At 49.8% G+C, this 15,078-nt stretch carries 10 protein-coding genes and 3 rRNA genes; 9 read left to right on the top strand and 4 right to left on the bottom strand.

Features of this window, described 5'->3' with window-relative positions:
* Positions 1 to 101 precede the first annotated feature (101 nt).
* From CWC22_RS00240 to CWC22_RS00225, 4 genes are read left to right on the top strand one after another with little or no spacing between them, the layout of a single operon-like run.
* A complete protein-coding gene (locus CWC22_RS00240; protein WP_125564720.1) occupies positions 102 to 563 on the top strand; it encodes an Lrp/AsnC family transcriptional regulator in 462 nt (153 codons plus the stop codon).
* An 18-nt stretch (positions 564 to 581) separates the two neighbouring features.
* Positions 582 to 3,302: an ATP-binding protein gene (locus CWC22_RS00235; protein WP_138539796.1), complete on the top strand. Its 2,721-nt coding sequence runs from the start codon at positions 582 to 584 to the stop codon at positions 3,300 to 3,302.
* Positions 3,275 to 4,594 carry an alpha/beta hydrolase gene (locus CWC22_RS00230; protein ID WP_138539795.1) on the top strand — a complete coding sequence of 440 codons (1,320 nt, stop codon included), beginning with the start codon at positions 3,275 to 3,277 and terminating at the stop codon, positions 4,592 to 4,594. Before CWC22_RS00235 ends, CWC22_RS00230 begins: the two co-directional genes overlap by 28 nt.
* A gap of 3 nt (positions 4,595 to 4,597) precedes the next feature.
* Positions 4,598 to 5,725, top strand: coding sequence for a GNAT family N-acetyltransferase (locus CWC22_RS00225; protein WP_138539794.1), 1,128 nt, complete (start codon positions 4,598 to 4,600; stop codon positions 5,723 to 5,725).
* Here the strand turns inward: CWC22_RS00225 and CWC22_RS00220 are convergent.
* Positions 5,702 to 6,295, bottom strand: a complete 594-nt coding sequence (locus tag CWC22_RS00220; RefSeq protein ID WP_138539793.1) for a DUF938 domain-containing protein — start codon at positions 6,293 to 6,295, stop codon at positions 5,702 to 5,704. The genes CWC22_RS00225 and CWC22_RS00220 overlap by 24 nt on opposite strands.
* A 170-nt stretch (positions 6,296 to 6,465) precedes the next feature.
* Between CWC22_RS00220 and CWC22_RS00215 the strand changes: the two genes are divergently transcribed.
* The 5 genes from CWC22_RS00215 (at position 6,466) to CWC22_RS00195 (ending at position 9,538) form a co-directional block, all read left to right on the top strand.
* Entirely contained in the window at positions 6,466 to 6,642 is a 177-nt protein-coding gene (locus tag CWC22_RS00215; protein ID WP_171045162.1) for a hypothetical protein, read from the top strand.
* Positions 6,643 to 6,734: 92 nt separating this feature from the next.
* Positions 6,735 to 7,106, top strand: coding sequence for a hypothetical protein (locus CWC22_RS00210; protein ID WP_125564730.1), 372 nt, complete (start codon positions 6,735 to 6,737; stop codon positions 7,104 to 7,106).
* Between the two features lie 8 nt (positions 7,107 to 7,114).
* Entirely contained in the window at positions 7,115 to 8,491 is a 1,377-nt protein-coding gene (locus CWC22_RS00205) for a class II fumarate hydratase (RefSeq protein WP_138539792.1), read from the top strand.
* A 90-nt stretch (positions 8,492 to 8,581) separates the two neighbouring features.
* Positions 8,582 to 9,151 carry a hypothetical protein gene (locus CWC22_RS00200; protein ID WP_138539791.1) on the top strand — a complete coding sequence of 190 codons (570 nt, stop codon included), beginning with the start codon at positions 8,582 to 8,584 and terminating at the stop codon, positions 9,149 to 9,151.
* A 9-nt stretch (positions 9,152 to 9,160) separates the two neighbouring features.
* A complete protein-coding gene (locus tag CWC22_RS00195; protein WP_125564736.1) occupies positions 9,161 to 9,538 on the top strand; it encodes a hypothetical protein in 378 nt (125 codons plus the stop codon).
* A 618-nt stretch (positions 9,539 to 10,156) separates the two neighbouring features.
* Here the strand turns inward: CWC22_RS00195 and rrf are convergent.
* From rrf to CWC22_RS00180, 3 genes are all read right to left on the bottom strand, one after another.
* Positions 10,157 to 10,271, bottom strand: a 5S ribosomal RNA gene (rrf, locus tag CWC22_RS00190).
* Positions 10,272 to 10,389: 118 nt separating this feature from the next.
* Positions 10,390 to 13,269: ribosomal RNA gene (locus CWC22_RS00185) — 23S ribosomal RNA — on the bottom strand.
* Positions 13,270 to 13,538: 269 nt separating this feature from the next.
* Positions 13,539 to 15,071 (bottom strand): 16S ribosomal RNA (locus CWC22_RS00180).
* The 16S, 23S and 5S rRNA genes sit together here, the layout of an rRNA operon.
* Between the last annotated feature and the right edge of the window lie 7 nt (positions 15,072 to 15,078).

The raw sequence follows: 15,078 nt of genomic DNA, 5'->3' as shown, positions 1-15,078 counted from the left end.
TCAAAACTCTTGCGCTAAAATTTGCTAAAATTCATGTAAACGCTAGACTGGATTAGTAATAATTATAAATAAATCATCATCAGTTAGCAGAATCCACTACTATGGCGCACCTTGATAATAAAGACCGTATCCTACTTAGGGCATTGCAGCACAACGCCCGGCTGAGCAATGCGCAACTTGCGGAACAAGCCAGTTTATCAGACACCCCTTGCTTAAGGCGTGTCAAAAAGTTACAACAAGATGGTGTTATTCTCGGTTATCACGCCACTTTGGCACCACAGCCACTAGGCTATACTGTATTGGTCTATGCCTTTATTCGCCTGAGCGAGAACTCTGCGCAAGCGGCCACTCAGTTTGAATCTGATGTGGAACAACTGCAGCAGGTACTCAGCTGCTCTGTGGTATCCGGTGCACATGATTATTTACTCGAGATCATTGCCGAAGATTTGCCCAGCTATGAGCACTTTGTCAAACACCGCCTTGGCGCCATCGGCTGTATTGCAGGGATTGAGTCGACCATAGTATTGAAACAAACGTTTACCAAACGCCCCCTGCCAGTTTAACGAAAGGACAGGATCAACATGCAGTTCCAATTTCGCACAGCGTACCACCAATGGGCTACCTATTTGCTCATGACAGTGAGCTACTTTGTGCTGGGAAAAATACTCACCGCTTTTGCGTTTCAGGATCAGGTGCTGCCCATTTGGCTGCCCGCAGGCGTCGGCCTGGTAGGTGTGCTGATCTGGGGCTGGCGCTTTCTACCCGGCTTATTTATCGCCTCGGCGCTGTTTAACTGGACCACAGCCCACGGCAATACTTTTTCCGAGGCGACCTTATCGCAACAGCTGCAAGTCTCAATTATTGCGCTGGGCGCCTGCCTGCAGGGACTGGTCGGTGGCTCTATTCTGCGTCATTGGTTGGGCGATCCGCTGCGAATGCGAACCCGCAAACACATTGCCTACTACATCTTTTTGGTCGGCATATTTTGTAACCTGATCTCGGCCAACATTGGCGTCTTCTCACTTAGCCTGTTTAACCCTGAGTATCAGTTTAGCCACCACTGGCAAAATGTGGTGGCCTGGTGGCTGGGCGATAGCCTGGGCATACTGATCTTTACCCCGTTACTGCTGCTGATGCTGGATGCATGGGCATTCAAACAACACAGTTATCACCGCAGTCGCAATGTGTTTGCCACCAGCTTTGTACTGTTTTTATCTGTGGTGCTGACCACCTACTTATACAATCAAGGTAATGTTCAGGCCGCCAAACGAGAAGCGCAAAGAGAGCTCAGGTTAATAGAAAACCTGCTGTTACAACAGGTCAATCTCAGCATGCTGGCCGTGCAGGGCGTAGCTGCTAAGTTGCAGTCTCTGAGCGAGGTAAACGCTGACGAGTTTCACCAAATCGCCGAGCAACAGCGCGCTCGTTATCCATTTTTGCGAGCGATTTCATGGAATGTCAGGCTGGATCAAACACAGGGGAATGCCCTTCAGGAAAAGTTTGATACGCTATATGACGGCCGGGTGAAACTCAAAGGGCTGCCCCTAACCCCAGATGATCCTCTGGTAGTGGTCACCTACATTTCACCGCAAACAGAAAACTTCAGTGCACTGGGCTTTAATGTGTATTCGCGTGAAAATCGCAAACAAGCGCTAGAAAACTCGATTATTGCCGTGCAACCACAGGCCACAGACATCATAGAATTAATTCAAAGTAATACGCCGGTGCCGGCTTATTTGTTGTTCTCCCCGGTCTACCGACGCGGCGCAACCGACCCTCAAGCGGATATTCTTGGCTATGCCACAGCGGTGGTACAAACCGATACGCTGCTGGGTTCGGCACTGAAGCAGTCACAGGCCGGCAGCTATAATATTGCGGTGTATGATGGCAATGAGGCCGAGCCTTTCTATAGTAACCATGCGCTCTCAGCCGCTGAGGTGGCAGCAGAAAACCTGTTTGAAACCCGTATTCAGTTTGGTGGCCAAGTCTGGCGGATCAAGCTGGAGCTCAGGGCTGATTTTGTTGCCAGCCTCAACCACCGACAAACCGTGTTGTTGTTGCTATTACAGCTCAGTATCACCGCCTTGATCATCTTTATCGTGCTGCTTAACAACTATCAGCACTACGAACTCAATCATCTGGTTGAGCAGCGCACTCAGTCCCTGCGCCAGGCCGTTGAAGATGCCGAGCGTGCCAACCAGGCTAAAAGCCGCTTTCTGGCTAATATGAGCCACGAACTGCGTACCCCACTAAATGCGGTGGTGGGGTTTGCCTCTTTAATGAAGACGACCGACTCATTTGACACCCTTCAGTCTTATGCCAACCGGATTGATATGGCAGCAAAAACCTTGCTCAACCTGGTGAATGATATTCTTGATATTGCCAAAATCGAGTCGAACCATCTGGTCATTGAACAACACGACTTTAACTTGCAGCATTTACTCGGCCGCATAGATAGCCTGTTTGCCACCAGTGCTGCGGACAAAGGGTTGCAGTGGCAGCTGAATACTAACATCAGCGGCGCCTGCTGGCTCAAAGCCGATGAGCTGCGGATGGAGCAGATCCTCTTAAACCTGTGCAGTAATGCCGTCAAGTTTACCGACAACGGTAAAGTAACCCTGCACTGTGAAGTACTACATGGTGATAGTGATTACCTGCTTACCTTCTCTATCATCGACACCGGTATTGGCATTGATTACCACAAACAGCCATTGATTTTTGCCCCTTTCACACAGGCCGACGCCTCAACATCGAGGCGCTTTGGCGGCACCGGTCTGGGCCTGGCAATCAGCAAAGAGCTGGTAGAACTCATGGCAGGCGAGCTCACAGTTAAAAGCGCACCGGGACAAGGCAGTACCTTTACCTTTGCGTTGCGTTGCCCCTTTGGCGATGCGCAGTTGGCGCAAAATATCGAGGCTGATCCAACCTTACTCAAAGGCATGCAGGTACTGGTTGCCGAAGATAACCCGGTCAATCAGCTTGTCATCAAAGCCATGCTACAATCGATTGACGTGGAGTTCGTCTTGGTCAGTGATGGCCAACAAGCCGTAGACGCCTGCCAAGACCAAGCCTTTGATCTGGTGCTCATGGACTGTCAGATGCCACTCCTTGACGGTTATCAGGCAACCGCGCTGCTGCGTAAACGCTTCACTCAGCAGCAATTGCCTGTCATCGCCCTGACTGCGGATGTGATGCCCGAAGATAAAACTTACGCACTGGCAGTTGGATTTAACAGCCACCTTGCAAAACCGCTGGAGCGCGATAAGCTGGTGCAATGCTTAACACAATACCGAAAATCATGATGAAAAAAGGATTGTTAGTTTCCCTACTGGCTCCACTTATCCATCTGATGGCCATGCCAGTGCAGGCGCAAACATGCCAAAGTTTAGTGACCGATCTGCCTCGCTATCAGTCTGATGCTAACCAGGGCAGCTATCGCTTTGCTAACGGCACCGGTGATGCGATCCGGGACATACCCGAGGCGCAGTCATACTCAGCATATATCCGCACAACTCAGGCACTGATCTTTGCACGCAATCCCAAAGCAACGATCCCCTGTGAGCTGGCAACCAAAGTCTCTGCATTGCTGCCCAGTAAACCAACCCAGATCGCAGATTACGTTGCTCCATTTGAGTTAACGCATCCGAACAACCAAAAAGCGGTGCTGCTGATCCATGGCTTGACCGATTCGCCTTTTACCTTTCACGCTCTGGCCGCAGATCTGTATGCACAGGGTTACGACGTGAGAACTATGCTCTTGCCCGGGCATGGCACAGCGGCCAGCGACCTCAAAGAAACAGACTACCGCGACTGGCAACAGCATGTGCGCTTTGCCATTTCACGTACAGCCAGTGATTACAGCGACTTTGCTGTGCTGGGCTATTCAACCGGCGCCGCGCTGGCAACCACAGAAATTGCTGCACGTCGGCCAGATAATTTAGCTGCCCTGGTACTGGTTGCGCCCGCAACACAGAGCCACAGTGAGAAAGCCTGGCTGGCAAAATGGCTGGATTGGCTCCCCTGGGTTGACTGGGTGGATAAGGGAGCCGATCTGGACCTGGCAAAGTATGAGTCATTTCCACTGCATGCAGTCACCCTGGTGGAGCAAGCGATGACAGATATGCGTGAGGCCAGTTTACCGGCTTCTTTGCCAACGCTGGTGATTGCCAGTGATGTCGATGCCACCATTAATAGCCAGGTCACTTATCAGCTCTTATCACGCTGGGCGCAAGCACGTACAGCGCCACTGGCACTGCGAGTCTACACACCCAATGCGCTCACCGCGTTGCCAGAGTCTATCGATGTCACTGAAATCAAAACGCTGGACGGCGTGATTGATATGTCACACATTGGCTTTTTAAATCCACCCGACCACCCTTACTATGGCAAAACTGGTGTGTTTCGAAACTGCGATGCTTACCTGGACGACACCAGTGCCTTTGCCCACTGCAAAACCACGGACACACCGAATTTTGGTGAGCGCAGCAAAGCAAACCTTGCTGAGTACACGCCGCTAATCAGGGTGTCTTTTAATCCGGATTATGACCCTATGACCACTCAGCTGGTCACGTTTTTAGACAAGGCAATGCAGTAAACTATGTATCAACACCGCTTTAGTACTGACCTGGCGACCCTCACAGAGACCGAACGAGCAGCACTGTCAGGCCATACCCCGTTTAGCAGTGTTCAGTGGCTGGAAGCGCTGGAATTAAGCGGCTGTGTAGGCGAAGACACGGGCTGGCTGCCGTACCACTTACTGGTATACCGTGACAGTCAACTGGTCGCGCTTCTGCCTGGATATATCAAGCTCCATTCTTATGGTGAATATGTTTTTGACTGGGCCTGGGCTGAAGCATACGAACGCCACCAGCTTGCCTACTATCCTAAATGGATCTGTGCCATTCCCTTCACGCCTGTGGTGGGCAGTCGTATGCTGTCCGGTGAACCGATCTCTGATGCTTTGTATGACTATGTCACAACGGCCTTGCACCAGGAAGCACAACACCAGAACTGGTCAGGGTGGCATATCAACTTTCCGGCACAACGGGCTGGCTGGCAAAAACAACAGCTGATGGAACGTCAAGGTGTCCAGTTTCACTGGAAAAACCAGGACTACAAGCACTTTGACGACTTTTTAAATGCCATGACCTCTCGCAAACGCAAATCTATCAAAAAAGAGCGCAAAGCGGTCACCAATCAGGCGTTAATCGTTCGCTGGTATCAGGGCGCCGAAATCACTGATGAAATACGACAAGCATTCTATCTGTGCTACACCACCACCTATCTGAAACGCTCAGGGCACCAGGGTTACCTGAACGAAGCGTTTTTCCGGCAGATCTGTGACACTATGAGCGATCAGATTGCGATTGTATGCGCATACCAACAGGGAGAAATCGTGGCCGCCAGCCTGTACTTGCATGACCAGCATACGCTGTATGGGCGATACTGGGGCGCACTTCAAAGCCACACGCATTTGCACTTTGAGTTATGCTATTACCAGGGCATCGAGTATGCCATTCGTCGCGGATTAACTCGCTTTGATGCAGGTGCACAAGGCGAGCATAAGCTGGCGCGTGGATTCGAGCCCGTCTTCACTTATTCTTATCACCATATTCGTCACCCTGACTTTGCTCTGGCAATTGACGACTACCTGACCCGTGAACGTGTCCATATGGCCCATTACCTGAATCAATGTGCTGAGTTACTGCCGTTTAAAGATCAATAAACGATTGTTCGCAGGCATCGCATTGTCTTCTTGTAGCATCAGTGCGGCACTGCTGGCCAGCGAGCAGATCCATTCGATATCACGGATCCCACTGTGCGAATTGCGACTCCGTAAAAACGCATCAAACTCCTGATTGCTCGCAGAAGTAAATTGGCCATGGTAATTGAAAGGTCCATATATCATCAGTAACCCACCTGACGTCAGATGCTGCGTGACTCCGGCAAAGAAGGCTTCAACCAGGGCTTCAGACACAATATGTAAAGTATTGGCGGTATAAATCGCAGGCACTTGCGTGACCGGCCAGGGTACTGATGACAGATCAAGGGTCAACGGCGCCGGTAAGTTCGCTGCACCACTGTCTTCGCACCACATTTGGATACCGGCATGATTCACCGCCAGATCGCTGCACTGCCAGATTAAATGAGGCAGCGCGCTGGCAAAAAAAGCGGCATGCTGACCAGTGCCTGAGCCAATTTCCAGCACAGACGTCACCTCAGTGAGGCAGGGTCGTATTTTTTCCAGTATCGGTCGCTTATTGTTTTCACAGGCTTGTGAGAAAGGTTTGTCCATATTGCACCTCTGTGATCCAAGTTTGCGCTCTATTGAGGCAATCTTGCCATTAAAATGCAAGTCATTTTAGATTGCATAACCTTAAACACATAAAAAATATAAGCTTTTATCCTTGGTATAAAGCATGCATTGTCTATACTGAAAATTCCACTTAACGCTTGGAGCACATTATGACAACCTCAGATCTCTCTCAAACCCCGTTACAAAGCCGTGGTCTGGTCGACACGGAAGCGGAACCTAATTTACTGGAAAGCCAGGACTACTGTCAGGAAGTTGCCAACATCCTGACCAGCCCGGAGCAAGAACGAGAAAAGACCTCACAGCAATTTCTACTTGGCTATAACTAGACAATTAAACGCCCTGACAACAATCCGGGCTTGCTTACCTTGCCCTTTAGTGTAATGATAATTATTATCGTTACACTAAAGGATATTCCACTATGCTGACCCCGCTTGCGCTTATTAACTTTAAGCCGCATCTCAACGCGCACTGCACACGCCCTCACCTTGATGCACCACAACAAGTTGCGGAGTTCATACGCACTGGCTGCGAGTTAGCAAAATGGTATGAGCGACAATCCTGTGCGTTACTACAGGAGCTGTACCTCAGACGAGTATTCTTTGAACTACTTAACCACATTGCTGATCCACTGGTTCATACCTGCATCAGACAACAATGTCTGGAGCAGATTTACAAACCCCTGCTGGCCCTAAAACGCTATTACAAAGCTAAGCGCAGAGGGTTACACAAGTTTTACCTGCTTGAGCGGGAAGCCAGAATCATTAGCCATGAATTTAATCCGTACAGCTAGGAGTTGTTATGAGCGAATTTCGTCAAGTTTCAGATAGCATGGGCGTATTAGACGTACCACAAGATGCGCTTTACCAGGCGCAAACTCAGCGGGCCATTAATAATTTTCCCGTCAGTGGCCTGACATTACCCGGTAGCTTTATTCGTGCCCTGGCTTACATAAAACAAGCAGCCGCGGAGTCAAATCAGGAGCTGGGTCACCTGCCTTCGAGCCAGGCTCAGGCCATCGTCTCTGCTTGTCAGCAGATCATTGACGGAGAACACCTGTCTCAATTTCCTGTCGATGTATTCCAGACTGGTTCAGGCACCAGCTCCAACATGAATGCCAATGAAGTCATCGCTTCTTTGGCCACTCAGCTCAGCGGCGAAACGGTCCACCCCAATGACCATGTTAATATGGGGCAAAGCTCCAATGATGTTATCCCTACTGCGATTCACGTCAGCAGTGCCATACTGGCCGTATATGAATTACTGCCAGCACTCAAGCACCTGTCTCAGACCATTGAGCACAAAAGCAAAGAGGTCGGTCATTTGGTTAAAACAGGCCGCACCCATCTGATGGATGCTATGCCGGTTACCTTTGCACAAACACTCAGCGGCTGGCAGCATCAGATCGATTCTGCCTGTGAGGGTATTGTCCAGGCACTGGAAAAGATTTATGAGCTTGGCCAGGGCGGCACCGCCGTTGGTACTGGTGTAAATGCCGATGCACGTTTCGCGGCTACGTTTAACAGCTACTTAAGCAGTAATGTTGGGATCCGCTTCACCCCGAGTAAAAACTTCTTCTATAACATCGGCTCACAAGATGCCATTGTGGCGTTATCGGGTCAGTTAAAAACGCTGGCCGTCGCCAATATGAAAATCGCCAACGATCTGCGCTGGATGAATTCAGGCCCTCTGGCAGGGTTAAGCGAGATAGAGCTACAAGCTTTACAACCAGGTTCGTCCATCATGCCAGGTAAGGTTAACCCGGTGATCCCGGAAGCCGCAGCAATGGTCAGTGCTCAGGTAATTGGCAATGATGCTACCATCACTGTGGCAGGCCAGTCAGGTAACTTTGAGCTTAACGTGATGCTGCCGGTCATTGCCTACAATATCCTGCAAAGTATCGAGTTACTGGCAAATATGTCCCGTTTGCTTGCAGACAAAGCTATCGCTACTTTCAAGGTCAACGAATCGAGTCTACAACAGGCACTCACCCGCAACCCTATCCTGGTCACGGCATTGAATCCGGTGATCGGGTATGAGAAGGCGGCATTTATTGCCAAGCAAGCCTATCAGCAAAGCCGCCCAATCATAGAAGTTGCCGCAGAGCACACTGAGCTAAGCGAATCCCAGTTACGCGAATTACTAGACCCGCAAAAACTCACGCTCGGTGGCCTATAAGCAAATCACGCGCCTGTTATTATGGCGCGTGACCTCTTGTATCTGGAGAAAAAGCGCGGCACACTGGATAAAAAATTAACAGGATCGAATATGAACGCGTTTAAACTCTCTCTTTGCAGTTTGTTATTCATTGCAGGCTGCAATGCCTCACACAGTGAACCCCAAAACAATGAGGAAACCGTCACCACGCAACATGACTCTGCGGAGCAGCGTGCGGTTGAACCTGCCAAGCTGCAAAAAAAAGCAGCGGTACGCCATGATGTTGGACACAGTAAACCTTCCCCAGCAGACAAAGTCATGGAAAAAGAACCTGTCGCGCACATAGATAAAGACGCGATCAACGAAGCCGGCCTGAAGAATCAACGTGCCTATCTGAAATTCATTACCAAAGACAAAGAATGTGATACCACGACTCAGTGCAAAGTCCTGCCTGTCGGTAGTCGTGCATGCGGAGGCCCATCTGATTATGTGATTTTTTCTACAAAAACGGCCGACCCCGACAAAGTAAAAGAACTGGCTGACAAGCTTACCCATGCCGAAGCCACCTATAATGCCAAAAATCGGATGATCAGTATTTGCGAACACCTGAGCGCGCCAGCAACTCAGTGCGTTAACAATAAATGTGTTAAACTCGAGCATTCAAATCAGGCAACCTACTAGGGAATTTCGATGAAGTATCAGTGTTTGACGCTGTTTTTACTGACAGGCTTGCTCAGCGGCTGTAGCGCCACACAGACCGCGCAGTCTGCAAGCAATGGTGATGACTTTGCGCTGGCAGAATTCGTTGCAGACAAAGGCTGTGATGCGAGCTTTCAGTGTAAAGTCATTGGAGTAGGAGAGCGGCAAACCTGCGGTGGTCCAAGCCAGTACGTCGTCTATTCGGTTCGCAACGTCGATGAAACTCAGGTAGAACAAATGGCCGTTGCAATAACCAAAAAAGAGCGCGCTATCAATCAGCAAACACCACCCAGTGAAGTGTGCAAGCAGGTGCTACCTATCCAGGCGCTCTGCATCAATAGCCAATGTCAGGCCATCACATTGAAATAACCTCTGCCTTAATGCTTTTACTGCCAGCAAGCTAAGCCTTTGCCTGGCAGTTAACACTTAACCCACCCGACAACTAAACCAACCACTGACTCAGTAAAGAAATAGGTATAATGAGCAGAGCACACAAACATGCCCGCCATACATATCGGATCTCAATCTGCTTCTTCACCCAATAACAATAAATAAACTTCACCAGGTAAGTGGAAGCACAGCCAAATAGGGCAAAAATAACAAACAAGACAAGTAAGTATAGGGACACAATCAACTCATAACCTCAACAACCAGCATTCATCATAACGGGTCATTGCCTACAGAGCAATGTAAGCACCTTGACGAGCGCAAAGCATAGCTCCGCCAATATGAGCCGCTATATCGGTGTTACTTAACTATTGAGAAACTTCGGTGCTGTGCACCAGAAGAGCGCTCAGGATACGTGGTTACATGAATGAACGCGAAGCATGGACGCCGAGCAGGGAGCCCTCCACAGGGAAGTGCCCCCAAAGACTGCTAGATACCAGCTTCATGGATGAATAGGCGATGCTACTCTATTTACAGCTTTTTAAATCGCACATAGCAAAAAACCCGCTGCATTGCTGCAACGGGTTTCTCTTATTTGGAGCTTGGCAATGTCCTACTTTCACATGGGAAACCCCACACTATCATCGGCGCTATTTCGTTTCACTACTGAGTTCGGCATGGAGTCAGGTGGTTCCAAAATGCTATGGTTACCAAGCATAAACTGTTGCGCAAGATGTTTATCAACATCTCACTAAAATCTGGAAAAGCGTATTAAATTCTTATCGTCTACTTTATTTCTTAACTTCTAACAAACAAAACCACTTTGGCGTTGTATGGTTAAGCCTCACGGGTAATTAGTACGAGTTAGCTCAATGGCTCACACCACTTCCACATCTCGCCTATCAACGTTGTAGTCTTCAACGGCCCTTCAGTTAACTTAAAGTTAAAGTGAGAACTCATCTCGAGGCTCGCTTCCCGCTTAGATGCTTTCAGCGGTTATCGATTCCGAACGTAGCTACCGGGCAATGCCATTGGCATGACAACCCGAACACCAGCGGTTCGTCCACTCCGGTCCTCTCGTACTAGGAGCAGCCCCTCTCAATTCTCAAACGCCCACGGCAGATAGGGACCGAACTGTCTCACGACGTTCTAAACCCAGCTCGCGTACCACTTTAAATGGCGAACAGCCATACCCTTGGGACCGACTTCAGCCCCAGGATGTGATGAGCCGACATCGAGGTGCCAAACACCGCCGTCGATATGAACTCTTGGGCGGTATCAGCCTGTTATCCCCGGAGTACCTTTTATCCGTTGAGCGATGGCCCTTCCATTCAGAACCACCGGATCACTATGACCTACTTTCGTACCTGCTCGACGTGTCTGTCTCGCAGTTAAGCTGGCTTCTACCATTACACTAACCGTACGATGTCCGACCGTACTTAGCCAACCTTCGTGCTCCTCCGTTACTCTTTGGGAGGAGACCGCCCCAGTCAAACTACCCACCAGGCACTGTCCTCAACCCCGATTAGGGGCCTAAGTTAGAACATCAACACTACAAGGGTGGTATTTCAAGGACGGCTCCACGCAATCTAGCGACTGCGCTTCAAAGCCTCCCACCTATCCTACACATGTAGGGTCAATGTTCAGTGCCAAGCTGTAGTAAAGGTTCACGGGGTCTTTCCGTCTAGCCGCGGGTACACAGCATCTTCACTGCGATTTCAATTTCACTGAGTCTCGGGTGGAGACAGCGTGGCCATGGTTACACCATTCGTGCAGGTCGGAACTTACCCGACAAGGAATTTCGCTACCTTAGGACCGTTATAGTTACGGCCGCCGTTTACCGGGGCTTCGATCAAGAGCTTCGCCTAAGCTAACCCCATCAATTAACCTTCCGGCACCGGGCAGGTGTCACACCGTATACGTCATCTTACGATTTTGCACAGTGCTGTGTTTTTAATAAACAGTCCCAGCCACCTGGTCACTGCGGCTCTCGCCTGCTTACGACGCGAAGTCTTCACAAGTAAGAGCGTACCTTCTCCCGAAGTTACGGTACAATTTTGCCTAGTTCCTTCACCCGAGTTCTCTCAAGCGCCTTAGTATTCTCTACCTGACCACCTGTGTCGGTTTAGGGTACGATTCGATATAAACTGAAGCTTAGAGGCTTTTCCTGGAAGTAGGGCATCAACAACTTCACCACCGTAGTGGCTCGTCTCGACTCTCAGCCTTAGCGACCCGGATTTTCCTAAGTCACCAGCCTACAGCCTTTCACATGGACAACCAACGCCATGCTTGCCTAGCCTGCTCCGTCCCCCCATCGCATTTATACCAAGTACGGGAATATTAACCCGTTTCCCATCGACTACGCTCTTCAGCCTCGCCTTAGGGGTCGACTCACCCTACCCTGATTAACATGGGATAGGAACCCTTGGTCTTCCGGCGTGCGGGTTTTTCACCCGCATTATCGTTACTCATGTCAGCATTCGCACTTCTGATACGTCCAGCAAACCTTACAGTTCACCTTCAGCCGCTTACAGAACGCTCCCCTACCCCGCGAACTAAGTTCGCAGCCGTAGCTTCGGTGGTATGTTTAGCCCCGTTACATCTTCCGCGCAGGCCGACTCGACTAGTGAGCTATTACGCTTTCTTTAAAGGATGGCTGCTTCTAAGCCAACCTCCTAGCTGTTTTAGCCTTCCCACATCGTTTCCCACTTAACATACACTTTGGGACCTTAGCTGACGGTCTGGGTTGTTTCCCTCTCCACGATGGACGTTAGCACCCACCGTGTGTCTCCCGGATAGTACTTTACGGTATTCGGAGTTTGCAAAGGGTTGGTAAGTCGGGATGACCCCCTAGCCTTAACAGTGCTCTACCCCCGTAAGTATTCGTCCGAGGCTCTACCTAAATAGATTTCGGGGAGAACCAGCTATCTCCCGGTTTGATTAGCCTTTCACTCCTAGCCACAGGTCATCCCCTAACTTTTCAACGTTAGTGGGTTCGGTCCTCCAGTCAGTGTTACCTGACCTTCAACCTGCCCATGGCTAGATCACCGGGTTTCGGGTCTATACCCTGCAACTTAAGCGCCCAGTTAAGACTCGCTTTCGCTACGGCTCCCCTAAATGGTTAACCTTGCTACAGAATATAAGTCGCTGACCCATTATACAAAAGGTACGCAGTCACCCTCGAGGGGCTCCTACTGCTTGTACGTACACGGTTTCAGGTTCTATTTCACTCCCCTCACAGGGGTTCTTTTCGCCTTTCCCTCACGGTACTGGTTCACTATCGGTCAGTTGGGAGTATTTAGCCTTGGAGGATGGTCCCCCCATATTCAGTCAAAGTTTCACGTGCTCCGACCTACTCGATTTCACTTTAAATAAGTTGTCGTGTACGGGACTGTCACCCTGTATCGTCATACTTTCCAGAATGTTCCACTAACTACATTAAAGCTTAAGGGCTAATCCGATTTCGCTCGCCGCTACTTTCGGAATCTCGGTTGATTTCTTTTCCTACGGGTACTTAGATGTTTCAGTTCTCCGCGTTCGCTTCATACAGCTATGTATTCACTGCATGATGACCCAAAGGGCCGGGTTTCCCCATTCGGAAATCCTAGTCTCAAGTGCCTCTTACTGGCTCAACTAGGCTTATCGCAAGTTAGTACGTCCTTCATCGCCTCCAACTGCCAAGGCATCCACCGTGTACGCTTAGTCACTTAACCATACAACCCAAAATAGTTTTGAATTGTACTGCTAAAGACAGTTTTAACTTCGCCAGAAGTTAAGTAATACTAAAGTAGACGCTAATAAATTCTCTCGAATTTATCGGCATTTTTCTTTCGAAAACTCTATAGAACAACAATTTTCATTGTCATTCCGAGAATTTAATATCAGCTTTCCAAATTTTTAAAGAGCAATATCACTCAGTAAGTTACCTTACCAAGCAACAATCATCTGTGTGGACACTTCGAACAAATCAGTTCTAAGTCGATAAGGAGGTGATCCAGCCCCAGGTTCCCCTAGGGCTACCTTGTTACGACTTCACCCCAGTCATGAATCACTCCGTGGTGAACGCCCTCCCGAAGGTTAAGCTATCCACTTCTGGAGCAACCCACTCCCATGGTGTGACGGGCGGTGTGTACAAGGCCCGGGAACGTATTCACCGCGGCATTCTGATCCGCGATTACTAGCGATTCCGACTTCATGGAGTCGAGTTGCAGACTCCAATCCGGACTACGACATACTTTAAGTGATTCGCTTACTATCGCTAGTTCGCAGCACTCTGTATATGCCATTGTAGCACGTGTGTAGCCCTACACGTAAGGGCCATGATGACTTGACGTCGTCCCCACCTTCCTCCGGTTTATCACCGGCAGTCTCCTTAGAGTTCCCGACCGAATCGCTGGCAACTAAGGATAAGGGTTGCGCTCGTTGCGGGACTTAACCCAACATCTCACAACACGAGCTGACGACAGCCATGCAGCACCTGTATCAGAGTTCCCGAAGGCACCAAACCATCTCTGGTAAGTTCTCTGTATGTCAAGTGTAGGTAAGGTTCTTCGCGTTGCATCGAATTAAACCACATGCTCCACCGCTTGTGCGGGCCCCCGTCAATTCATTTGAGTTTTAACCTTGCGGCCGTACTCCCCAGGCGGTCTACTTAATGCGTTAGCTTTGGAAAAGTTGTCCGAAGACCCCAGCTCCTAGTAGACATCGTTTACGGCGTGGACTACCAGGGTATCTAATCCTGTTTGCTCCCCACGCTTTCGTACATGAGCGTCAGTGTTGACCCAGGTGGCTGCCTTCGCCATCGGTATTCCTTCAGATCTCTACGCATTTCACCGCTACACCTGAAATTCTACCACCCTCTATCACACTCTAGTTTGCCAGTTCGAAATGCAGTTCCCAGGTTAAGCCCGGGGCTTTCACATCTCGCTTAACAAACCGCCTGCGTACGCTTTACGCCCAGTAATTCCGATTAACGCTCGCACCCTCCGTATTACCGCGGCTGCTGGCACGGAGTTAGCCGGTGCTTCTTCTGTCAGTAACGTCACAGCTAGCAGGTATTAACTACTAACCTTTCCTCCTGACTGAAAGTGCTTTACAACCCGAAGGCCTTCTTCACACACGCGGCATGGCTGCATCAGGCTTGCGCCCATTGTGCAATATTCCCCACTGCTGCCTCCCGTAGGAGTCTGGACCGTGTCTCAGTTCCAGTGTGGCTGATCATCCTCTCAAACCAGCTAGGGATCGTCGCCTTGGTGAGCCGTTACCTCACCAACTAGCTAATCCCACTTGGGCCAATCTAAAGGCGAGAGCCGAAGCCCCCTTTGGTCCGTAGACATTATGCGGTATTAGCCATCGTTTCCAATGGTTGTCCCCCACCTCAAGGCATGTTCCCAAGCATTACTCACCCGTCCGCCGCTCGTCATCTTCTAGCAAGCTAGAAATGTTACCGCTCGACTTGCATGTGTTAGGCCTGCCGCCAGCGTTCAATCTGAGCCATGATCAAACTCTTCAATTAAAAGTTT

It is taken from the genome of Pseudoalteromonas rubra (assembly GCF_005886805.2).
In the GTDB taxonomy this organism is placed as follows: domain Bacteria; phylum Pseudomonadota; class Gammaproteobacteria; order Enterobacterales; family Alteromonadaceae; genus Pseudoalteromonas; species Pseudoalteromonas rubra_D.
This window is presented reverse-complemented; position numbering and strand designations above follow the sequence as displayed.